Raw genomic sequence first — 19,887 nt, 5'->3', positions numbered from 1 at the left:
CTACCATCAGTAGATAACTGACCTGAGGCAAGCATGGTTGTTAAGCGCTTAAGAAAAGAGGACCGCCGCGTGCAGCTGCTGGAGGTTGCGCGTGGAATCGTGCGTCAGCAAGGCACGGAGGCGTTGACCCTTGGCTATCTGGCAGAACGGGCTAACGTGACCAAGCCCATCCCCTACGACCACTTTGGCGATCGTGAAGGGCTATTGATGGCGCTGTACCAGGATTATAGCGATCGGCAGCTGGCAAAATTCCGCGAGACGCTGGCGGTGGACAGCAAAACGCTGGAGAAGACGATCCGCTTTTTCAGCGCGGCCTATATCGACTGTGCGATTGCCGCCGGGCCTGAAACCGGGCCAATCGCCGCGGCGCTGTCCGGTTCTCGCGCGCTGCAGACGTTTCGGGAAGCGTGCGTGGCCGAATGTGCCGACTGCCTGCGCACCGCGCTTTCGCCTTTTATCGTCTTAAAAGGCGTTCAGGGAGAAGCGGTACTGACGGCCATCATTGGCGCGGCGGAGGCGCTCAGCACCGCGGCGGGCAACGGCGTGCTCGCCCGAAATGTGGCAGAAGATATGCTCTGCGGCGCCATGACCGGGGTGCTGGAGACCTACGCGAATAGCACAAAATGATCGCCGGGGGCGGATTGACACCCAAGTTACCAATAGTAATATAGGCATCACTTCTCCCCCATCTGGAGGTCGCTATGTCTGCAACACATGCCATTAAAAACGCGCTGATCGTGACGGCACACCCGATCGACAATTCGTTATCCCATACGCTGGCAGCTCGTATTGCCGGGAAATTACGCGAGGAAGGTACGCAGGTTGAGATCGCCGATCTGCATGCTGAAGGGTTTAATCCGTCGATGACCCGCGCCGATCTCGATTTGTATCACGGCGATCCAAGCGCCCTCCCCGACGATATTCTGCGCGAGCAGCAGCGCGTCGAGCGCGCGGATATGCTGGTATTCGTCTTCCCGGTGTACTGGTGGTCGGTTCCCGCGCTGTTGAAAGGCTGGTTCGATCGCGTGTTAACCCTGAACTGGGCGTATAAGGTGGCCGACGACGGCCGGATTGTGGGCAACTTAAGGGATGTTCCCGTCCGCCTGATTGCCACTGGCGGGAGCGATCTTACCGGGTTCGACAAACACGGCTACTCGACGGCGATTCAGACGCAAATCATCGAAGGGGTATTTGGCTTCTGCGGGTTGAAGAACGTTAAGCTCGATATCCTTTACCAGGCAGACACGGCGACGCCCGAGCAGGTTGACGAATTCCTGAGCGAGATCGGCAACCTAAAATAATATCGGCTATCCAGCCAGCAACGGCGTGCCTCCTTCGCCATAAGGAGGCACGAGTTCTCGATGTTACTAACCGTCAGGGATCCTGCTGGCAAACCGGAACGCTCTTTCTTGTGATTATTCAAAAAATAACGAGAAAAGGCCTATCGTCATCACTACACTCATAATCACCTGAATCAAAATAATAAAAAACGCGATCCCACCCAATACCGTGATTTTTCGACGCAAAATGAAAGTTATGCCGGAAAGTACAGCACTGAACAGAATGGCTTTAAGTATATAGGAAAGCGGCACCATGGCCGGGTGACCGGTCTGTACTCCAGCAAGCCCAATGAGACCCAGTAGAAAATTACCGCAAATTCCCCCTCCCCAGAAAGTCATCGGTAAGCTCATCTGCCCCGCGACTAATCTTTTCAACATACGCACATCCTTTTTGTGATTTTTTATCGAAACACAACGGTTTTTATCCAGTCTCTCGCACAGTTGGATTGTGCAATAAGTCGAGCCGACAAATACGCAACTACCAAATATGCTGATATGATTTTGTTCATCTTTACATGCATATTGATGGTATTGAAAAGAACTATCGGCAGCAAATTTTTAAAGTTTAACGGCTCGTCCGGATATGATTTAAAAGATATATCAGCGAAGGTCATAACATGTTTACGTCAGTTCAGCCAACAACCACCCTCACCACCACCGGAACCTTCGGCGGTGCGAGCGTATCTGTAGTGAACGACTGACAAACAGAACCTCAATCCCCGCCGACATGGACGGGGAAATCTCTCTCCGTTCACCACCCTCTGAATGGAGAAAGAAAATGGTTTCATCTGACAATGCTCTCTTGATTATCGACATGCAGCAGGGCCTCTTTCGGTACCCGGTTTCCCCTCGCTCCGCCGATGCCGTTCTGGCCAATATCCGCTTGTTAATCGCCAACGCCCGAGACGCGCAGGTGCCCGTCTTTTTTGCCCGCCATATTGGGCCGGACGACTCCCCCTTCTCAGAAAAGGGGCCGTTAACACAGCTGATACCTGAACTGGACGTGAAGGAGCAGGACGTTGTTTTCACCAAGCGCTATCCCAGCTGTTTTCGGGATACGGTATTGCTGCGTGAACTTAATCAGAGAGGCATCAAACAGCTGGTCATTGCCGGGATGAAAACAGAGTTTTGCGTCGATACGACCTGTCGGGCCGCGCCGGAGCTGGGTTTCAGGACGGTATTAATTTCAGATGCGCATACCACAATGGATAATGACTGTTTATCCGCCAGCGACATTATTGCCCATCACAACAACACGCTGGCAGGCCCGTTTGTGACGCTGTCGACTGCTCGTGACTGGCTTTTTAGTACGGTGAGTTGACTCAGGTGAGCGTTTATCTCTTTACCCGGCTCGCCTTTCCGCGCGCCGGGCACATAAGAGAATAATTACAGGGTAAAACCACCGTCACCCACCTGTGCCTGAGCGTACCATTGCATCAGCTTCTCGGTGCCGGGCTTGTTTTCTGCCGGTGACCATGGGGCGGTATCATGCTCGGGCACGGGCTGATACGCCCCGTGTTTAACCTCAAAAATGACGCCGCCTTTATCCAGCGACAGTACGGCATGCCAGGTTCCGGCATCCATCTCCAGGACTTTACACTCTTCGCCTAACACCACGCGCCGGGTCACGTTGCCGCTGTCGTCAAAATTCAGCACCAGAAAGCGGCCGCTCAGCGCCGTCAGCAGTTCAAACGTGTGCGGATGGCGGTGGGGCCGGACATAGGTACCGGGTTCCATTGCAATGGCCAGGCGCTGCACCGGGTCGCTCAGGTCAGGGTGTAAATTACGGTGCGCGCGTAAGCGAGGAGAATGTGCGGCCTGCTCGCTTTGCTGCTGCAGGTCACTAAAAGTAATCTGTTTCATATACACCTTTAGGTATGTGGGCTGTCTGCGGCAACCCGGTTGCCGCAGGACGTTATACCATCCTGAACGGTCGAGGAGCGATGGGATTTGTGAAACAAATCGCTGCCGGGCGAGTGGTCAATCCCCCGGCAGGAAGCTCATCAGTAGAACTGACATGAAAACCGCCATTCCCCTTCTGATGACCGGTGAAAGTAACCGATACCGTTATCCGCCCACATCCAGTTAACTTTTTCTTCTGACCCAACCTGAAAAACAAACTCTTCGATTCCCACACCGTGTTGTATCTCAGTCGGAAATCCCCCTACCTTGGTTCCCCTGTAGCGGTTGAAATCTTCAAAAAAACTATCACTGGCCTGCTCATCATCATTTACGCAAGAGAGATCAATAATATCCCAGGCATCTTCCCATCCAGGAGCATCGTCAATGACACGCAGCCATTGAACTGGAAACGGCCGATACGGCGTGTCCAGTTCAGGCAATGGCTGAGGCTCTTCGAGGCTGGCATACTCGCGAATTAACCATCCTTCACCGTGCGGTTCGTCAAAGGGATGTTGTTCCACATTGTGAAACAACACCAGAAGGGCTATGCCCTTCAACTGGTCAGGAATAACAGGAAGCTCGTCGACCCTGATCTGAAGAAGTGGAAACATGGGTTTGCCCTTCCAGGTGGGTAATCCTTCATCTGCGCGAGAAACGCCCTTCAGAAACCATGACGTAATGGGATCTTCAGGCGGCCGGAACCCACCGACCTGCCCGACCGATGCGGGTCTTAGCCTGGTCCGGAGTTCTTCTAAAACTGACGCACTCTCTAATCTCATGTTTGCTCGCCTCTGTAGACGCTTGTCGGATAGATATTCTGCTGTTCATTATAAGTTAATCATCACATCTGGAGAATCTCATTGAATAATAAAACCTATGTTGAGTAAAACTCACATTGATTCCCACTATTTCTCGTTTTTCAAACGTAATCACATTGAAATACCATCCCTTCATTCCCTGCCTCTTCCTGACCTGGAATAGAGAACGCAATTCAAAAAATAAATACACCTGCATGCCTATGGAGTACGTATGACACTCGATGTTTTATTTCATCTAATGAAAAAGATCTCACCTGAAAAAAACATCGCGGGTGAAAATATACATGCGTTAATAACGTTACTTTCGTCAGAAAACGATAGCGCTGAGGTCCTTTCGCCCTTTATTCATCGACTGCATCTTCTGTCTTTCGCCCAAAGCAATCCGGGTAACGCCGAAGAGTTGCTCTCTGCGCATTTGCCCAAAGACGACGGGATCCTTCCGGTTCTGGACTTCGCAGACTGGCCCCGGGTGCGTTACGCCGCTTCAGGCGAAGCTCAGACGCCTGAATCTGAGGAGTACTTCCGTGATATGACATCGGCTACCAATCTGTTACGTTCTGCGCTGATCGAAGCTGAACGCGCAAAGGGAACGCCTGCGTTTTTTATACTGGATAAATTACTCAACCTGAACAGCGCCCTGCCGGAAAGATATAAAAAGATGGCAAATATTCCCTACGCATAAATACGTTCACTGTGCGGAATATTTCCCTGTTAATATTCCGCTATTTATTAAATCCGCTTTTCATTGAAATCAAGACAGACAATATCCAAAGAGGGCACCACTGGCGCATTAAGGTTAAGCCAGGCCAGCAACCGTTCAATACTCTGTCCTCTGAGCGAATTTTTGGGCCAGACAAGGTAGTAACCGTCCCCTGTTGCTATCGCCTCCCTGAAGGGCAGCGCGAGCAGGCCGCTTTTCAGCGCGTCGAGCGTGAGCCGGAGATCCGCCATCGCTACGCCGTGTCCGTGCATGGCCGCAAGGCTTCCCTGCTCCAGGGTGTCGAACACGATCCCGCCGCCCATGTCGAGGCCGGGGAATAAGCCCGTCCTTTTCAGCCAGCGCTTCCAGTCCCGTCTGTCCGGTGACGGATGAATAAGATCGCACTCTGGAAGCCGATGCCGGGCAGGCTCCAGCAAAGACGGCGTACAAACCGGAATAAGCCATTCGCTGAACAGCAGCCGGCTCTCCGTTGACTCGCCAAAATAGCCGTTCCCGAGGAGGATCGCACAATCGTAGGGCTCGCGGCTGAAGTCAACGGTGTCGAAGTCCATCCAGACGCTGGCGATTTCGATTTTCGGCTTCGCGTGGTTCTCGCGAAAGGATTTAAGCACATTGAGGAGCCATCGCATCGTCAGGGTGCTGGGGGCTTTGAGGCGCAGAAGGTGGTTTTCACTTTTGAATGCGCGACAGGCCCACTCAATATTCGAGAAACTTTCGCTAAGCTGCCCTGCCAGAATGCGCCCGGCGTCGCTGACCTCCACTCTCGGACCCTGCCGCTTAAACAGCTCGCAGTCAAACCACATCTCAAGCGTCCGGACATGCCTGCTGACCGCCCCCGGCGTGATGTTCAGGACTTCAGCCGCTTTGCTAAAGGAGTTCAGCCGTGCGGCAACTTCGAACGCGCGCAGCGCATACAGTGGCGGTAAAGACATATGTTCCCTTTTTGTCAGGTGTAATCATGCTGTTTTTGTATTATCGGCACTCGGTGACGTTTCATCCCATTCCTCGGCCGGAAACGTCAGCAGCAGCACCCTGAGCAGGGACTCAAGCTGCGCGCGTTGCGCCTCAGAGAGGTTTCTCAGCAGCGCATTTTGCGTTTCCGTGTGCACGAGCAGCGCCTGTTCGATACGCTCCTGCCCGTGCAGCGTCAGGCTGACGAGCGAGCTGCGCTTGTCGTCGGGATCGGCAATCCGCCTGATAAGGCCTTGCTGTTCGAGATGGTTGAGCCGGTTCGTCATCGCCCCTGAGGTGATCAACAGGGATGTATACAGCTGCGTGGGCGAAAGGCAGTACGGCTCCCCGGCGCGGCGCAGCGTGGCGAGGACGTCAAACTCGCCCTCGCGAAAGCCAAACGGCGCCATAGCCAGCGCGCGTTCTTTTCCCAGGTGCTTCATCAGCCTGAGCATTCGGCCAAAAATTTTCATGGACGAGGCGTCCAGCTCGGGCATGGCGCGGCTCCACTGGCCGACAACGAAGTCTACATGGTCTTTCATCTTCACCCCGTATGGCGTGGGAATTTATCGAGTTGTGCGGTACATCTTACACTAAAACAGATTTTATCTTAACGTTAAGATAAATGCTCGCGGCAATTTGCCCGGGCCATTCACACCCGAAAAGGATGCCATGTTGAAACGCACGTCACCGTTACTCTTCGCTATTATCGCTTTTATCGTCGGGCTGAATCTGCGCCCCATTCTGGCCTCGGTTGGCCCCCTGTTCTCCGTGCTGCAGCGCGAAGCAGGGCTGACCGCAACGCAATTCAGCCTGCTGACCACCCTGCCGGTGGCGATGATGGGACTGGCTGCCCTGTGTGGCCCCTGGCTTTTAGCCAGGATCGGTGCCGTCAGGGGAATTATGCTCGGGCTGTTCATCCTGCTGGTAGCCTGTTCATTACGCGGTTTTAGCACCTCGCTGACGGGTTTGATGGGCACCGCGTTACTGGGCGGGGCCAGCATCGGCACTATCCAGGCGTTAATGCCTGCCCTGATAAAAAAGGCGTATACGCAAACGGCCAGCACGATCATGTCGCTATTCAGCACGGGCATTATGGCCGGTGCGGCAGTCGCCGCCGCCAGCGCCGAGCCGCTGTTTTCATGGCTCACGCTGAAGCCCGCGCTGGCTATGGCAGGCGTGCTTGCGCTGCTGGCGCTGATGCTGTGGTTACCCCTGGTTAAGCAGCCTCAAGGGGAACAAACAGCACATGAATCCGTTACGCTCTCTTCCTCCCGGACTGGACTCCTTCTGCTCTTTTTTGGCGTGGGGACGGGCGCCTACACGCTGGTCTTAGCCTGGCTGCCCCCGCTCTATATTCAGGCAGGATGGTCTGCACGCAGCAGCGGCTATATGCTGGCCTGGCTGACCTTAACCGAGGTGGCCGCCGGGTTTGCCGTCTCCGCGCTGATCGGTAAATTCCCCGACCGCCGTGTTCCGCTGATAACTGTACTGTTACTGCTGCTGGCGGGATTACTGTGTCTGGTCTTCTCTCCAGGTACGACGCCGGTCTTATCAACCTTGCTGCTTGGCATCGGTATCGGCGCCCTCTTCCCGCTGTCGCTTATCGTCACGTTCGATCATGCGCGAACGCCCGCGCAGGCCGGGAAGTTACTGTCTAAAGTTCAGGGAGGAGGATATATGATCGCCGCGCTCATGCCGCTAGTTGCCGGGATCGTTCGCGACAGTTCGGTCTCGCTGACCAGCGCCTGGCTGGTGATGAGTGCGGGAGTCGTGCTGTTGATCGCTATCGCGTTCACTTTCAAACCCGCCGTGAACGTGCAGGCGCGGTGAATGCGGTACCAGAAATGAGAGTCGTATTTCAGACAGCTCTACGCTAAATTCCATCATTTCAGGCTATTAAGGAGTGGATATGTCGCAAACGTTACCGGGAATTGATGTCATGTTCGTCGCCGGGTTCGGGCCCATTTCACAGGATACAGCGTCCAGCACCGCGTTTTATATCCAGACACTCGGTCTGCCGCTGAAGCCGATGGAGGGCAATGCCGATTATCTGCTCACTGAAGAGGGACGCTTACCGGGCGTGAAGCATTTTGCCGTCTGGCCGCTGTCACAGGCGGCAACGTCCTGTTTTGGTGAAGCGCAGTGGCCCGTGGAGCATCCGATACCGCAGGGATGGATTGAATACGAGGTGCAGGATCTCGATTCCGCTACCCGTGTTCTGAGTGAAAAAGGCTATCGCTTGTTGGTCGCCAACCGCACGGAACCGTGGGGGCAAACCGTCACTCGCCTGCTCAGCCCGGAAGGTTTGCTGACCGGACTAACGATTACGCCGTGGCTGCGTGGATAGAGGATGTTATAAGGTGCTGGCTTATATCACGATAGGGACAAATGACTTTCAGCGCGCCGTGAACTTTTATGACGCTATTTTTAACGTGCTGGGCTATTCACGTCTGCCCGCCTGGACTGATAGCTGGGCAATGTGGGGAAACGAAAATCATCCGGATGACGAATTTAGCTTCTGCATTTGTCCTCCTTTTGACCAGCACCCCGCGACGGCGGGAAACGGGACAATGTTCGCATTCAGAGCCGATAACGCGGAAATTGTCAGACGTTTCCATGCAGCGGGCCTTCGTGCGGGAGGGAAGGATGAAGGCGTGCCCGGTACACGAACCGCCTACGGCCCCGATTTTTATGTTGCCTATCTGCGCGATCCTGACGGGCATAAACTGGCGTGCGTTTGCCAGCATTATTCTCCTGATGCAGATAAGCTATCAGGCGAAGAAGAGTCACTTCAATAATAAAATTTTGCGGTAAGGACCGGTAGACACCCAGTCCTGCGGAGATCACTTCAGCTCCAGCGTGCTTATTACATGGGCAATATCCGCGATATCGCCAGCTGACAACGGTTGCAGAGGTCGCGGCAGGCAATCCATGTCGGTAAGCCCAAGCACGCCAGCCGCAGCGGCAATAACGCGAATACTTCCGCCATGTTTCCGGAAGAGCGACCACAACGGCTCAAGGCGGGTTGTCAGGGCTGTAACGCGTTGACGATCGTTTGCCGCCGCAGCTTCGGTGATTTGTTTCGCCATCTCAGGGAACAGACCGCCACACACGGAATACCAGACTTCACAACCGGCGTTTAATCCCAGCCCCGCATAAGCGTCGCCACTAATACCGATTGTTACGCCAGGGCGCAAATGTTGACGTAACGCATTCACCCGTTCAATCGCTGCAGCGGGGCTATCCGGGACGCCAGGGATCTTGACCGAGCGAACCCCCTCAAGTGAGGAGAGACGACCGTGAAGTTCATCCGTAAAGGTAAAATGCGTAGTGCCCGGATTATCATAGATACACACCGGTACAGACACGTGCCGGGTAACGGTCTCAAAGAGTGAAAAGACTTCTTCGTCACGGAGTGGCTGGTAGCTGACCGCCGGGAGTAACAGCGCATTCGCACCAGCTGCCTGTGCATCCTCTGCCAGATGCAGAATGGCATCGGTACTGACCGCTCCCACACACACCATAACGGGGATGTTCCCTGCATGCTGTTTAGCCAACGTTGCTACGCGCTTGCGCTGCTCCCGGGTCAGATAGGCGTAGCTTCCGGTTGACCCCAGGATGCCCATAGAATCAACCCGAGCGTCTGTAAGACGGGAAAGAATATGGCTAAAACCCTTTTCATCCACGCCGCGGGCAGTGACTGGGGTTAATGGAAACGCCGACAAACCGGTAAACATAACTCTTTCTCCTGAAGGGTATTACAGCTGTTGTTCTTCGATGAGAGCAACTTCAAACCACAGACCGGGCATCATTTTTTCCAGGCCGTCGGTCAGCATCTTCCCGGCTTCGTGAAGTCTATCCAGCGGCATCTGCGGGAGACTCTCCAGAATGAACCACATTTGCTGAGCTTCCACGCCTAAGCGGGTTCTGATCCCCTGTCGCCAGTTCCAGCGACGGCAGGTCACGCCGATATCATCACACCAGATAACCTCGCCTTGTGAAGGATACTCAACGGTGGCCTCTCCCTCTTTGACGGTATCAAAAGGCTCTGTTCCTTTTGCCACAGTCAGACTCGGCGCCCCCTGATAGGCAGAGAGATTCTCTCCACCAACCGGAACGGCATAGCGGAGACTAACGGCATTATAAAGATCAACGATAGGATCGAGCGCTGGCATCGTTCCGTCACGTAACACGCGCTTGCGTAACGCATCTGCTGAGCAAGGGGTGCGTTTAGGTTTAGCACCAAACTTTTGAAAAACGTCGGCCCATGCCGCCAGATGAGAGTCCGCCCAATCTGGTTCACCGGCCAGAACGGCTTCACAGGCTTCACGCAGCGCCGTTTCCCCAATGTCGGGATTAAGCACTGGCGCAGCTTTTACGCAAATGCTCAGTGCACGAAAACCGGGAGCAATACGATAAATTTCAGGGGTAATTGACGGAGATACTGTTAGCACGTGATAATCCTGTAATGACCAATTTATTCCATGATAATGACCAATGACCAAAAAAGTCAATTTAATGACCGATGCAAACGCTATCGTCAACACTGTGAATGAAGCCGTATCTCAGCGAATTAAACTCTATCGTAAGCATAAGAAGATATCCCTCGATGAACTCTCCCGTCGGGCAGGCGTCAGCAAGGGAGCGCTGGTTGAGATAGAGGGATGCCGGGCGAATCCCAGCATTGCCCTGTTATGCCGCCTGGCTGCCGCAATGGGGGTTTCGGTGGCTGACTTTGTGGATGTCAGTTCAAAACCGACCGTGCATCTCATTGCTGAAGATGAGATCCCAGAATTGTGGGAAGGTGAAAAAGGCGGGAGAGCAAGATTGCTCGCAGGGTCAGGTGGCCCTGATATGACCGAGCTCTGGATGTGGGAAATGCAGCCGGGGGAAAAGTTTGCCTCCCCCGGCCACACGGAAGGTACGCTTGAACTGTTTTATGTGCAGTCGGGCACGCTCACACTCGGCGTACAGGAACACGTGTATCGGGTAAATACTGGCTGTTCGGCAACCGCCAGAACGGACGTTCCTCATTTCTATGAAAACCAGGGGGAGAACACGCTGGTATTTATCATGACAGTACATGAAAAAGCATCCTGAGCATTCCCCGGCATAGAGGACAGCCCTGTGCCTCATCACAAGTAGCCCAAAAGGAGGAGTTCGGTGAATAATCAGCATCTGCGTTTTACCAAAGACAAATTTATTGTCACAACCGATCCCAGCTTTTTTCAGCTAGAAGCCATTCACGATTACCTCTCGCAATCGTCCTGGGCTCCTGGTATTGATGCTGAAACGGTCAGGATATCAATCCAGAACAGCCTTTGTTTCGCGCTCCTGGATGGAACAAGACAAATCGGCTTCGCCCGTCTGGTCACAGACTATGCCACTTTTGGTTATTTGTGTGACGTCTACGTGCTGAACGATTATCAGAAAAGTGGTCTTGGACGTTGGCTGATTGAATGCTGTCATGCCCATCCATTGTTGTCACGTCTGCGACGGATAATGCTGGTAACCGACAGCGCGCCATGGTTATACCAGAAGCTGGGGTATAACCCATTGAACCGACCAGATTTTGTCTGGCAAATCAATCGACCCGATATTTATCGTAACCCCGGGCAAAAATAAAAGTACTTTGCAGAGAGTAATGATAAATGTGAATCCGCAGGGCCTGTCACTCTGATGCAGAAGAATTTGCTCTTTTAGCCGAACGAATCTTACGACATCCGCTTCTGGCACAGAGCGGACATCCGAATATCGGCTATCCCCAACAAACGGATGGCTCTGGCGACAAAAAACACTCACCTTCCCAGTGCTGCAACAATTGCCCCCTCCATTTTCTCGGGCGTAGTCATCGGTGCAAAGCGCTTGAGGGGTTTACCGTCACGCCCGACAAGGAACTTGGTAAAGTTCCACTTGATCCGCCCACCCAGCACGCCGGGCAATTCGTCTTTCAGATAACGAAAAATCGGATGTGCTGCGGCACCGTTGACCTCGACTTTCTCGAACATGGGAAAGCTGACGCCGTAGTTAATGTAACAGGTCTTTGAGATGTCGTCGGCACCGCCGGGTTCCTGCTTACCGAACTGGTTGCAGGGGAAGCCAAGCACCACCAGCCCTTGATCGGCGTATTTTTTGTACAGTGCTTCAAGCCCCGCATACTGGGGCGTAAAGCCGCACTGGCTGGCCGTATTAACAACCAGAATCACCTTACCCGCATAGTCGGCCATAGAGATAAGCTGCCCATCCAGACGGGTGGCGCTAAGTTCATAAAATGGGTCATATTAGTGATTATGATCTCTTAGAAAAACGGTTAGCACATCCTTTGGAGGAGTTACACCCGTTTCTGAAAGCATCCATCCCACAGCGCCTCGATGATAGGTACCGTGAAACAGTACATGGTTGAGCATATCCGCCGCTTTCATTTCGCCATATCCGCCATCGACAAAACGGAATTTGATGATTTCAGAAAGTCCGGGCACGTCCATTGAGCCTGCGTGCGTAATATACCAGTCAGTGCATTCAGTCATCTTTTTCAGAAGCTCGTCTGCAGACGGCGTTTCCGGCGTATTCAACGCGGTGTATTGATGCGTTTGACCAGTAATATTTGCCCTGAAAATCATATCCACGACATAAACATGGTTCATAAGTCTGAGCATCAGATGGTGCTTTTCAGCATTTGCGGAAGTATCGACCCTCTGTATTGCTTGTAAGGTTTCTGTATCTGCCCAGCGTTTGAATTTGAATAACGTGACAATCGTGCCTGTGTCCATCGCCCCTCCGGATTAACAAAAAATTATCATATCAACAACTTTATCAGGCCGGTATCACTTCCACTTCCGGCAACACACAGAGGTGATTCTGCTACCCGAAAAATTCCCTCACGGCAGGCTATTTGTGATACATTCCTGGCGCGTCAATGACCACCACACTCGCTATCAGGTATGCAGAACATAACAAAAAAAATTCACTGGCTTCTGCTTACTCTGCCACTCCTCAGCGGTTGTGGCACGCTCTCGCAAATTTCCTCCCCGGAAGGTACTCAGGAACTTCTCACTCATGATTCGCTGGATGGCGACGTTGACAGCGTGGTGCGTCACTACATAGCGCAAAAATCCGTTCCCGGGATGACGGTCGCGGTGATCCATAATCACGGCTCACCGCAGTTTTACACCTGGGGCGTAACCGATGCGGTCAATCGCTATCCGGTCAGGCCCGACACCCTGTTTGCGCTCGGCTCGATCAGCAAAGGGATCACGGCAGAAGTAGTGGCTTGTCTGGTGAATGAAGGGAAACTGAACTGGAACGATAGCCTGGCGACATTGCTTCCGCCGGGGACGGCGCTTAGCGCGGATGCACAAAAAATCACCCTGCTTGAACTGGTAACCCACACCTCCGGCCTGCCGCGTCAGAATATGGATGTTCCGATGCTTGGGAAATTCATCAGCTACTTAAGCACCGGCGATAATTTCTACGGTGAGCTGGATAGCGATAACGTGCTGCTCTACCTCGCCGACTGGCGAGCGCCAAAGAATAAAGTGCCGCAATACTCCAATACCGGCTACGCGCTGATCGGCTATATCCTGAAACACAAAACCGGCGAAGATATCCAGAGTTTAGCCTCGCGCTATATTTTCCGTCCGCTGCAAATGGCTAACAGCAGCTTTACGCCCCGGCAGCTAAAAGGGTACCCCCAGCGTGCGCTTGGCCACGCGGGCGATCAGCCGAAATTTATCCCACGCGGGCAAATCACCCCGGACTGGCATTTTTCCAACAACATGGTGGCGGCAGCGAGCTTATACAGCAACGCTGAAGATCTGGCGGCCTATGCACGCTATCACGTATCGACGACTCACAATCGCTTACTGGACAGCGTCTTTGCCGAAGTCAGGGATACCGACATTCAACGACCTGACGGAGTACAGGGTATTGCCTGGACCACCGACTTTATCGGTCTGGAGAAAATCACCTATCAGGTCGGCTATATCGGCGGCTACTCCAGCTTTATCGGTTATGACAAAGAAAAAGGCAATGCGGTGGTGGTGCTGCAAAATACCTTTAACTGGAGTAATTACATTGGCATTGCGCTATTGATGGATATGGCGAAAAAAGACGGCCTTACCCCTGGTTCGCCGACTTCGGCCTCAAATTCTCGTCAAACGTCAGCCGTTTCCGTTCAGACTCAACCTCGCGCAGCGGCTCGACCTGGTGCATAGTGAGCTTGCAGCGCTCCACCAGCACCTGATACTCCCGCGTGCCCTGCTGCTTCCATGCCAGCTCCTGCTCGCTCAGCTCACGGATCGCCCTGGCCGGGCTGCCGATGATCAAATGGTTGGCAGGCATCTCCGCTTTGGCCTTCACGAACGCCGCCGCGCCGACGATGCTGTTTTCACCAATGACCGCCCCGTCCATCACTACCGCGTTCATGCCCACCAGCGCATTGCGGCGGATCACGCAGCCGTGAAGAATGGCGCTGTGGCCGATGTGCCCGTCCTCTTCCACCACGGTGTCCTGATCCGGGAAGCCGTGCATCACGCAGTTATCCTGAATGTTCGCCCCGTCTTTCACCACGATACGGCCAAAATCACCGCGCAGGCTGGCATTGGGACCGACATAAACGCCTTTGCCCAGAATCACGTCGCCAATGAGCACCGCCGTTGGGTGAACATAGCTCTCGTCAGGCACGACCGGCGTCAGGCCGTCAATTTGGTAAACAGGCATCTTCCCTCCTTATGCGCTTGTAAGACCACCAAAGCGTTGATAGTAGAGCGTGCCGGGCACGGGCAGTTCACCGACGGAGGTTTCGCCCTTCTCGCTGACAAACGCCAGCGCTCCCGGCGCGACACGCTGATAGATATTTATGCAGAGCTGTCGGGCGCTTTGCCCCGCCCAGTGCGCAGGCAGTAACTCTTCCGGCAGCAGCGGGTCCTTCAGCACCACGCGACGATAAAAGTGAATCAGCAGCAGCTGGATCTGGAAGCAGCGTTCCGGCGTCAGCTCCTCCGGCGCGGCCTCTTTCAGCAGAGGCAGCAGCGGCCGGAACGAGCTGATAAACGACTCGTACATCGCGTTTTGCTCGGTTAACTGCCAGCACTCTTCTACGCGTGAACGCAGCGCGGCGCGCGAGAGCGCCAGCGGCGAGTGGGCTTCAAAAAAAATCACGTTTTCGGCCACGCCGGCATCGTGAAGCAGGGACTGCACGTCCGCCAGATGCTGCGACGGCGAGGCCATCAGGCTCGGCGCCAGCGTGCCAAACCCCTGCCAGATCAGCTGCTTTTTAACGTCGGCCAGGGTGGTTTTATTCAGCCCCTCGGAGAGCAGCAGTAACCATTTGCCATCCCAGGCGGGCAGTTCCGCGCGGTAGATCTTATTCTCCGCGCGACGCGTCAGGCGCAGCCCCTTATCGCTCAGGCGGTAAAAGCTGCGTCGCCCGATGCGCGAGACGTCCAGCCAGCCCTCTTTGTTGAGGCGAAACAGCGCGGTACGCACGAACCGTTCGCCAAACCCCATGCCTTCCAGTAAGGCAGCCAGGCTGCCGAGCCAAATCTCACCGCCGCGATGGGAAAGCGCGTCACCGTATAGCGAGGAGATAAGCGAGGTCCCGCTGACGGGAACGGAGCTGACCGCGTGCTGGATAAAGGCGTCGAGTTTATTCATGTGATTCATTCTGTTGTTATTTTTGTCCTGGATGAATCATAGCATAGGATTCTGGGATAGCCCCTCACCCTAACCCTCTCCCTTTGGAAGAGGGCCGGGGTGAGAGGAAACTTAGCCGTTGGCCGCAACTTTACGCAGGTCAAACACCCGGCAGGCTTTCCCCTCCGAGCGCGGGATGCTGCCGCAGTTCACGATCGTCACGTCGGTGGAAATCCCCACCATCGATTTAATGCGGTGGCGCAGCTGGTGGCACACCTGGCAACGCTGCTCGTGCGTCAGCGTCAGGCTGCTCTCTTTCAGCTCCACCTTCACGGAAAGTGAATCAAGATGTCCGCGACGGTTCACCTCCAGCTGGTAGTGCGGAGAGAGATGTTCGAACTTCACAATCTCCTCCTCCAGCTGCGACGGGAAGACGTTAACGCCGCGAATGATCAGCATATCGTCACTGCGGCCGCTGATGCGGTCCATACGGCGCATGCTGCGCGCGGTGGCCGGGAGCAGGCGCGTCAGGTCGCGGGTGCGATAGCGGATCACCGGCAGCGCCTCTTTGGTCAGCGTGGTGAACAGCAGTTCGCCCTGCTGGCCGTCATCCAGCGGCGTGCCGTCGTTCGGGTTAACGATCTCCGGGTAGAAATGATCTTCCCAGATGGTCGGGCCGTCGACGGTTTCGATACACTCCATTGCCACGCCCGGCCCCATCACTTCGGAGAGGCCATAGATGTCCAGGGCCGTAATGCCTAAGCGTTTTTCAATTTCGCGGCGCATGGCCTGCGTCCACGGCTCGGCGCCGAAGACGCCCACTCGCAGGGAACAGCCGCTGGCATCGCCGCCCATCTGGCGCTCCAGCTCCTCTATCAGGTTGAGACAGTAGGATGGCGTCACCATGATCATGTCCGGCTGGAAATCGCGGATCAGCTGCGCCTGTTTCTCCGTCTGGCCGCCGGACATCGGGATCACCGTCGCGCCTAAGCGCTCGGCCCCGTAGTGCGCCCCCAGCCCGCCGGTAAACAGGCCGTAGCCATACGCCACGTGAATTTTGTCCTTCGCGCTGCCGCCCGCGGCGCGCAGGGAGCGCGCCACCAGATTGGCCCAGTTGTCAATGTCGCCCTGGGTGTAGCCGACAACGGTCGGCTTGCCGGTGGTGCCGGATGACGCGTGAATGCGCACCACCTGCTCCATCGGCACGGCGAAGGTATCGAACGGGTAGTTATCCCGCAGGTCCTGCTTGGTGGTGCACGGGAACTTACGGATATCCGCCAGCTCGTTGAAATCGTCAGGATGAACGCCCGCGGCATCAAACTTGCGTTTGTACATCGGCACGTTGTTATAGGCGTGATGCAGCGTCCATTTCAGACGCGCGGTCTGCAGCGCCTGTAACTCGTCAAGGGAGGCCGTTTCAATCGGATCAAGCTTTGTTGTATTTGTCATTGTAGGGTACTCACATTGTTTTTATGCTCAAACACGCTCAAGGATCATGGCAATGCCCTGACCCACACCGATGCACATCGTACACAGCGCGTAGCGCCCGCCGCATCGGTGCAGTTCGTTACTCGCGGCCAGCGCCAGCCTGGCGCCGCTCATGCCCAGCGGGTGGCCCAGCGCAATCGCGCCACCGTTCGGGTTGACGTGCGCGGCATCATCCGGCAGGCCCAGCTGACGCAGCACGCCCAGCGCCTGCGCGGCGAAAGCTTCATTAAGCTCGATGACGTCCATATCGTGAATACTGAGTCCGGAGCGCTCCAGCACCCTGCGGGTGGCCGGTACCGGGCCGAGCCCCATCAGACGTGGCTCCACGCCCGCCGTCGCCATCGCCACGATCCGCGTGCGCGGGACTACCCCCTGCGCCAGCGCCATCTTCTCGCTGGCGACGATCAGCGCCGCCGCGCCGTCGTTAACCCCGGAGGCATTGCCCGCCGTGACCACCCCGTTCTTACGGAACGGCGTTTTCAGACCGGCAAGCTGTTCGAGCGTGGTGTCGGCGCGCGGATGTTCATCCACGCTGAACTCGTTGACCGCCCCTTTTTTGCCCGGCACCGGCACCGGCACGATCTCCTGCGCCAGAATGCCGTTCTGCTGCGCCTGCGCGGTACGCTGCTGGCTGCGCAGGGCAAACGCGTCCTGATCGGCACGGCTGATATTTAACAATTCAGCTACATTCTCTGCCGTTTCCGGCATACTGTCAGTTCCGAATTGCTGATGCATGAGCGGATTCACAAATCGCCAGCCGATGGTTGTATCGAAGATCTCCGCCTGTCGCTGGAACGCCGCGGTGGCTTTGCCCATCACAAACGGCGCGCGGGACATCGACTCCACCCCGCCCGCAATCAGCAGGTCGCCGTCGCCCGCCTTAATGGCGCGCGCGGCAAAACCAATCGCGTCCAGCCCGGATCCGCACAGGCGGTTGATAGTCGTGCCGGAGACCGTCTGCGGCAGACCGGCCAGCAGCAACGACATGCGCGCCACGTTGCGGTTATCTTCCCCCGCCTGGTTGGCGCAGCCGAATATCACGTCGTCAATCCGCTCCAGATCGAGCTGCGGGTAGCGGGCCAGCAGCGCGCGCAGCGGCACGGCGCCGAGATCGTCAGTTCGAACAGCGGAAAGCGCGCCACCGTAGCGGCCCACCGGGGTTCGAACGCCATCACAAATAAATGCGTCACGCATCAGGCCTCTCCTGTCACGCTGCCGCCGATGCGGTGAGATTTTCCGCGAAAAAGGGCGACGGTTTTCTGTTGTTGGTTCTGAATTTCAATGTCATACACGCCGGTCAGTTTGCCCTGATGCTTCACCCGCGCGGTGGCGGTGAGCGTGTCCCCTGCGAAGCCCGGACGCAGAAAGTCAATCGAGCAGCCGGAGGCTACCGCCGCCAGCCCCTGGCTGTTGCAGGCGTAGGCAAAAGCGGTGTCTGCCAGCGAAAACAGCTGTCCGCCGTGGCAGGTTTTATGGCCATTCAGCATCTGCGGGGTGATGGTCATGGTCACCACCGCGTAACCCTCGTCCATCTCGACAATGTCCATCCCCATCGCCTGCGCGCAGGCGTCCCGTTCGTACATGGCGCGGGCGTTATGCCAGGCGTTATGACTCATAGCTACTCTCCAGAAGCGCGCGCTGGCGCAGCAGTGAACAGGGGCGATAGCGCTCTTCGCCGTAATGGCGCTGCAGGTTCTCCAGCAGCGTCAGCAGGCGCTGCCAGCCCAGGCGCTCGCCCCAGGCGATCGGCCCGCTCGGGTAGTTCACGCCCAGGCGCATGGCGGTATCGATGTCCTTCTCGCTGGCGACCCCTTTTTGCAGGGCATCCAGCGCCTCGTTGGCAATCATCGCCAGCGTCCGCCAGATCAGCAGGCCGGGATAATCGGCAATTTGCACCACCCGGAGCCCCTGCTGCTGCAGGTAGCGGATGGCTTTTTGCGTCGCGGTATGCGGGTTGCTGGCCGCGGCGGCAATGACCGCCACGTCGCGCTCAATGCGGTCGACCACCACCACCGGGCCGTTGAGCCGCAGCGCCAGCGCCTGCGCGGTCTCCCCCTGCGTTTCAATCAGGTACACATCATCAATTTCCGTGACACCGTCACGTCTTTTTTCCACGCGCATCGGGCTATAGCTGTCGTTCACCGCCTTGACCCACTGCACGTCGGGTTTGTCACCCTGCCAGTCGTAAACGCCCTTCCCGCTCTTTTTGCCCAGCCTGCCTGCCAGTACCAGCTCCTGCTGAACCAGCGAAGGCAGAAAACGACGCTCCTGCCAGAAGGCGTTAAAGACCGAGCAGGTCACCGCAAAGTTCACGTCCTGACCAATCATGTCGGTCAGCTCCAGCGGCCCCATCGGGAAGCCGCCGCCTTCGCGCAGGGCGGCGTCAATCACCTCCGGCGGCGCGACCTGCTCTTCCAGCGCGCGCCAGGCCTCGGAATAGAAAGGACGCGCAACGCGGTTGACGATGAACCCCGGCGTGGACTGGCAGCGAACGGGCTGTTTGCCCCAGTTCAGCGCCAGCTCACACAGCGCGTCGGCCACTTCCGGGGAGGTCGCCAGCCCGCTGACCACCTCCACCAGCTTCATCACTGGCGCCGGGTTAAAGAAGTGCAGCCCTGCGACCCGCTCCGGGTGGTGGACGTCCGCCGCAATCGCCGTGACGGAGATGGAGGAAGTATTGCTGGTCAGTACCGTCTGCGGCGGGCAGATCTCAGCCAGCTGCGCAAACAGCGCCTTTTTCACCTCCAGCCGCTCTGAGGCCGCTTCAATCACCAGATCGGCCGCGGAGAGCGCCTCGATATCCGTGACGGGAAGCAGCCGGGCAAGGATCTGGCTCCCGGCATCGGCAGAGAGTTTACCCCGCGTTACCCGGGAGGCCAGACGCTGGCGGATCCCGTCGATGGCGCGCGATATCGCATCGCTGGAGATGTCGTAGATCAGCACCGGATGACCGTGGCTGGCCGCCACTTCGGCAATGCCGGCGCCCATCGTGCCGCTGCCGATCACGGCGACAGTCCGTATGTTCAGCATC

24 protein-coding genes and 1 pseudogene are annotated in these 19,887 nt (G+C 56.1%); 10 read left to right on the top strand and 15 right to left on the bottom strand.

Annotated features, from left to right (window positions below):
* Positions 1-33 precede the first annotated feature (33 nt).
* Complete coding sequence (locus ACOTXF_RS16470; protein WP_008502347.1) at positions 34-627, top strand: TetR/AcrR family transcriptional regulator; 594 nt, start codon at positions 34-36, stop codon at positions 625-627.
* A 74-nt stretch (positions 628-701) separates the two neighbouring features.
* Positions 702-1,301, top strand: a complete 600-nt coding sequence (locus ACOTXF_RS16465; protein WP_023292508.1) for an NAD(P)H-dependent oxidoreductase — start codon at positions 702-704, stop codon at positions 1,299-1,301.
* A 114-nt stretch (positions 1,302-1,415) separates the two neighbouring features.
* Here the strand turns inward: ACOTXF_RS16465 and ACOTXF_RS16460 are convergent, their stop codons facing one another.
* Positions 1,416-1,718 carry a hypothetical protein gene (locus ACOTXF_RS16460; protein ID WP_048961976.1) on the bottom strand — a complete coding sequence of 101 codons (303 nt, stop codon included), beginning with the start codon at positions 1,716-1,718 and terminating at the stop codon, positions 1,416-1,418.
* A gap of 400 nt (positions 1,719-2,118) precedes the next feature.
* On the opposite strand from ACOTXF_RS16460, the gene ACOTXF_RS16455 reads away from it, so the two are divergent.
* Positions 2,119-2,661 (top strand): cysteine hydrolase family protein, encoded by a 543-nt coding sequence (locus tag ACOTXF_RS16455; RefSeq protein WP_048962954.1) that lies wholly within the window; start codon positions 2,119-2,121, stop codon positions 2,659-2,661.
* A gap of 65 nt (positions 2,662-2,726) precedes the next feature.
* Here ACOTXF_RS16455 and ACOTXF_RS16450 read toward each other — a convergent pair whose 3' ends face one another.
* Both ACOTXF_RS16450 and ACOTXF_RS16445 read right to left on the bottom strand, forming a co-directional pair.
* Positions 2,727-3,203 (bottom strand): WbuC family cupin fold metalloprotein, encoded by a 477-nt coding sequence (locus ACOTXF_RS16450; RefSeq protein ID WP_045416103.1) that lies wholly within the window; start codon positions 3,201-3,203, stop codon positions 2,727-2,729.
* A gap of 140 nt (positions 3,204-3,343) precedes the next feature.
* Positions 3,344-4,021, bottom strand: coding sequence for a DUF1963 domain-containing protein (locus ACOTXF_RS16445; protein WP_232926804.1), 678 nt, complete (start codon positions 4,019-4,021; stop codon positions 3,344-3,346).
* Positions 4,022-4,271: 250 nt separating this feature from the next.
* On the opposite strand from ACOTXF_RS16445, the gene ACOTXF_RS16440 reads away from it, so the two are divergent.
* Positions 4,272-4,742: a hypothetical protein gene (locus ACOTXF_RS16440; RefSeq protein WP_232926802.1), complete on the top strand. Its 471-nt coding sequence runs from the start codon at positions 4,272-4,274 to the stop codon at positions 4,740-4,742.
* Positions 4,743-4,789: 47 nt separating this feature from the next.
* On the opposite strand, the gene ACOTXF_RS16435 is transcribed toward ACOTXF_RS16440, so the two are convergent.
* Together ACOTXF_RS16435 and ACOTXF_RS16430 are read right to left on the bottom strand one after the other, a co-directional pair.
* Positions 4,790-5,713, bottom strand: a complete 924-nt coding sequence (locus ACOTXF_RS16435) for a LysR substrate-binding domain-containing protein (RefSeq protein WP_021241350.1) — start codon at positions 5,711-5,713, stop codon at positions 4,790-4,792.
* A 24-nt stretch (positions 5,714-5,737) separates the two neighbouring features.
* Positions 5,738-6,274, bottom strand: a complete 537-nt coding sequence (locus tag ACOTXF_RS16430; RefSeq protein WP_045416109.1) for a MarR family winged helix-turn-helix transcriptional regulator — start codon at positions 6,272-6,274, stop codon at positions 5,738-5,740.
* A gap of 130 nt (positions 6,275-6,404) precedes the next feature.
* On the opposite strand from ACOTXF_RS16430, the gene ACOTXF_RS16425 reads away from it, so the two are divergent.
* The 3 genes from ACOTXF_RS16425 (at position 6,405) to ACOTXF_RS16415 (ending at position 8,533) form a co-directional block, all read left to right on the top strand.
* Positions 6,405-7,565, top strand: a complete 1,161-nt coding sequence (locus ACOTXF_RS16425; protein ID WP_048962957.1) for an MFS transporter — start codon at positions 6,405-6,407, stop codon at positions 7,563-7,565.
* Between the two features lie 79 nt (positions 7,566-7,644).
* A complete protein-coding gene (locus ACOTXF_RS16420; protein ID WP_032651731.1) occupies positions 7,645-8,082 on the top strand; it encodes a VOC family protein in 438 nt (145 codons plus the stop codon).
* 13 nt (positions 8,083-8,095) lie between these two features.
* Positions 8,096-8,533, top strand: a complete 438-nt coding sequence (locus ACOTXF_RS16415; RefSeq protein ID WP_150319541.1) for a VOC family protein — start codon at positions 8,096-8,098, stop codon at positions 8,531-8,533.
* Positions 8,534-8,578: 45 nt separating this feature from the next.
* On the opposite strand, the gene ACOTXF_RS16410 is transcribed toward ACOTXF_RS16415, so the two are convergent.
* Positions 8,579-9,472, bottom strand: coding sequence for a dihydrodipicolinate synthase family protein (locus ACOTXF_RS16410; RefSeq protein WP_150319542.1), 894 nt, complete (start codon positions 9,470-9,472; stop codon positions 8,579-8,581).
* Positions 9,473-9,493: 21 nt separating this feature from the next.
* Positions 9,494-10,189, bottom strand: coding sequence for a B3/4 domain-containing protein (locus tag ACOTXF_RS16405; protein ID WP_232926800.1), 696 nt, complete (start codon positions 10,187-10,189; stop codon positions 9,494-9,496).
* 43 nt (positions 10,190-10,232) lie between these two features.
* Here ACOTXF_RS16405 and ACOTXF_RS16400 point away from each other — a divergent pair, with 43 nt between their 5' ends.
* Positions 10,233-10,835, top strand: a complete 603-nt coding sequence (locus ACOTXF_RS16400; protein ID WP_045335920.1) for a helix-turn-helix domain-containing protein — start codon at positions 10,233-10,235, stop codon at positions 10,833-10,835.
* Between the two features lie 63 nt (positions 10,836-10,898).
* On the top strand, positions 10,899-11,360 hold the full coding sequence (locus ACOTXF_RS16395; RefSeq protein ID WP_008502363.1) for a GNAT family N-acetyltransferase: 462 nt from the start codon (positions 10,899-10,901) through the stop codon (positions 11,358-11,360).
* A gap of 173 nt (positions 11,361-11,533) precedes the next feature.
* Here ACOTXF_RS16395 and ACOTXF_RS16390 read toward each other — a convergent pair.
* Together ACOTXF_RS16390 and ACOTXF_RS16385 are read right to left on the bottom strand one after the other, a co-directional pair.
* A pseudogene (locus ACOTXF_RS16390) lies at positions 11,534-12,010 on the bottom strand (glutathione peroxidase); the annotation flags it as partial.
* A 6-nt stretch (positions 12,011-12,016) separates the two neighbouring features.
* Entirely contained in the window at positions 12,017-12,505 is a 489-nt protein-coding gene (locus ACOTXF_RS16385; RefSeq protein WP_023292523.1) for a DinB family protein, read from the bottom strand.
* 171 nt (positions 12,506-12,676) lie between these two features.
* Between ACOTXF_RS16385 and ACOTXF_RS16380 the strand changes: the two genes are divergently transcribed.
* Positions 12,677-13,948, top strand: coding sequence for a serine hydrolase domain-containing protein (locus tag ACOTXF_RS16380; protein ID WP_232926798.1), 1,272 nt, complete (start codon positions 12,677-12,679; stop codon positions 13,946-13,948).
* Here the strand turns inward: ACOTXF_RS16380 and paaY are convergent.
* The 6 genes from paaY to paaH form a co-directional block, all read right to left on the bottom strand.
* Entirely contained in the window at positions 13,851-14,453 is a 603-nt protein-coding gene (gene paaY / locus ACOTXF_RS16375) for a phenylacetic acid degradation protein PaaY (protein WP_232926796.1), read from the bottom strand. The genes ACOTXF_RS16380 and paaY overlap by 98 nt on opposite strands.
* A 9-nt stretch (positions 14,454-14,462) precedes the next feature.
* A complete protein-coding gene (paaX, locus tag ACOTXF_RS16370; RefSeq protein WP_047747122.1) occupies positions 14,463-15,398 on the bottom strand; it encodes a phenylacetic acid degradation operon negative regulatory protein PaaX in 936 nt (311 codons plus the stop codon).
* 102 nt (positions 15,399-15,500) lie between these two features.
* Positions 15,501-16,817 (bottom strand): phenylacetate--CoA ligase PaaK, encoded by a 1,317-nt coding sequence (paaK, locus tag ACOTXF_RS16365; RefSeq protein WP_023327374.1) that lies wholly within the window; start codon positions 16,815-16,817, stop codon positions 15,501-15,503.
* A gap of 27 nt (positions 16,818-16,844) precedes the next feature.
* Positions 16,845-18,050 carry a 3-oxoadipyl-CoA thiolase gene (pcaF, locus tag ACOTXF_RS16360; RefSeq protein ID WP_047747124.1) on the bottom strand — a complete coding sequence of 402 codons (1,206 nt, stop codon included), beginning with the start codon at positions 18,048-18,050 and terminating at the stop codon, positions 16,845-16,847.
* Positions 18,050-18,472: a hydroxyphenylacetyl-CoA thioesterase PaaI gene (gene paaI / locus ACOTXF_RS16355; protein WP_023327372.1), complete on the bottom strand. Its 423-nt coding sequence runs from the start codon at positions 18,470-18,472 to the stop codon at positions 18,050-18,052. Before paaI ends, pcaF begins: the two co-directional genes overlap by 1 nt.
* Positions 18,462-19,886, bottom strand: coding sequence for a 3-hydroxyacyl-CoA dehydrogenase PaaH (gene paaH / locus ACOTXF_RS16350; protein WP_047748983.1), 1,425 nt, complete (start codon positions 19,884-19,886; stop codon positions 18,462-18,464). Before paaH ends, paaI begins: the two co-directional genes overlap by 11 nt.
* Position 19,887 lies beyond the last annotated feature (1 nt).

The organism is Enterobacter cloacae complex sp. IR53041, assembly GCF_049238285.1.
In the GTDB taxonomy this organism is placed as follows: domain Bacteria; phylum Pseudomonadota; class Gammaproteobacteria; order Enterobacterales; family Enterobacteriaceae; genus Enterobacter; species Enterobacter roggenkampii.
Note: the sequence above shows the minus strand (reverse complement) of the source record. Positions and strands in the feature narration are given on the sequence as shown.

Coding starts and splice junctions, on each gene's coding strand:
- ACOTXF_RS16465 (WP_023292508.1), top strand. CDS start 702: ATGTCTGCAACACATGCCATTAAAAACGCGCTGATCGTGACGGCACAC.
- ACOTXF_RS16460 (WP_048961976.1), bottom strand. CDS start 1,718: ATGTTGAAAAGATTAGTCGCGGGGCAGATGAGCTTACCGATGACTTTC.
- paaH (WP_047748983.1), bottom strand. CDS start 19,886: ATGCTGAACATACGGACTGTCGCCGTGATCGGCAGCGGCACGATGGGC.
- ACOTXF_RS16420 (WP_032651731.1), top strand. CDS start 7,645: ATGTCGCAAACGTTACCGGGAATTGATGTCATGTTCGTCGCCGGGTTC.
- ACOTXF_RS16410 (WP_150319542.1), bottom strand. CDS start 9,472: ATGTTTACCGGTTTGTCGGCGTTTCCATTAACCCCAGTCACTGCCCGC.
- ACOTXF_RS16445 (WP_232926804.1), bottom strand. CDS start 4,021: ATGAGATTAGAGAGTGCGTCAGTTTTAGAAGAACTCCGGACCAGGCTA.
- pcaF (WP_047747124.1), bottom strand. CDS start 18,050: ATGCGTGACGCATTTATTTGTGATGGCGTTCGAACCCCGGTGGGCCGC.
- ACOTXF_RS16400 (WP_045335920.1), top strand. CDS start 10,233: ATGACCAAAAAAGTCAATTTAATGACCGATGCAAACGCTATCGTCAAC.
- ACOTXF_RS16450 (WP_045416103.1), bottom strand. CDS start 3,203: ATGAAACAGATTACTTTTAGTGACCTGCAGCAGCAAAGCGAGCAGGCC.
- ACOTXF_RS16455 (WP_048962954.1), top strand. CDS start 2,119: ATGGTTTCATCTGACAATGCTCTCTTGATTATCGACATGCAGCAGGGC.
- ACOTXF_RS16470 (WP_008502347.1), top strand. CDS start 34: ATGGTTGTTAAGCGCTTAAGAAAAGAGGACCGCCGCGTGCAGCTGCTG.
- ACOTXF_RS16430 (WP_045416109.1), bottom strand. CDS start 6,274: ATGAAAGACCATGTAGACTTCGTTGTCGGCCAGTGGAGCCGCGCCATG.
- ACOTXF_RS16435 (WP_021241350.1), bottom strand. CDS start 5,713: ATGTCTTTACCGCCACTGTATGCGCTGCGCGCGTTCGAAGTTGCCGCA.
- paaY (WP_232926796.1), bottom strand. CDS start 14,453: ATGCCTGTTTACCAAATTGACGGCCTGACGCCGGTCGTGCCTGACGAG.
- paaI (WP_023327372.1), bottom strand. CDS start 18,472: ATGAGTCATAACGCCTGGCATAACGCCCGCGCCATGTACGAACGGGAC.
- ACOTXF_RS16380 (WP_232926798.1), top strand. CDS start 12,677: ATGCAGAACATAACAAAAAAAATTCACTGGCTTCTGCTTACTCTGCCA.
- ACOTXF_RS16425 (WP_048962957.1), top strand. CDS start 6,405: ATGTTGAAACGCACGTCACCGTTACTCTTCGCTATTATCGCTTTTATC.
- paaX (WP_047747122.1), bottom strand. CDS start 15,398: ATGAATCACATGAATAAACTCGACGCCTTTATCCAGCACGCGGTCAGC.
- ACOTXF_RS16440 (WP_232926802.1), top strand. CDS start 4,272: ATGACACTCGATGTTTTATTTCATCTAATGAAAAAGATCTCACCTGAA.
- ACOTXF_RS16385 (WP_023292523.1), bottom strand. CDS start 12,505: ATGGACACAGGCACGATTGTCACGTTATTCAAATTCAAACGCTGGGCA.
- paaK (WP_023327374.1), bottom strand. CDS start 16,817: ATGACAAATACAACAAAGCTTGATCCGATTGAAACGGCCTCCCTTGAC.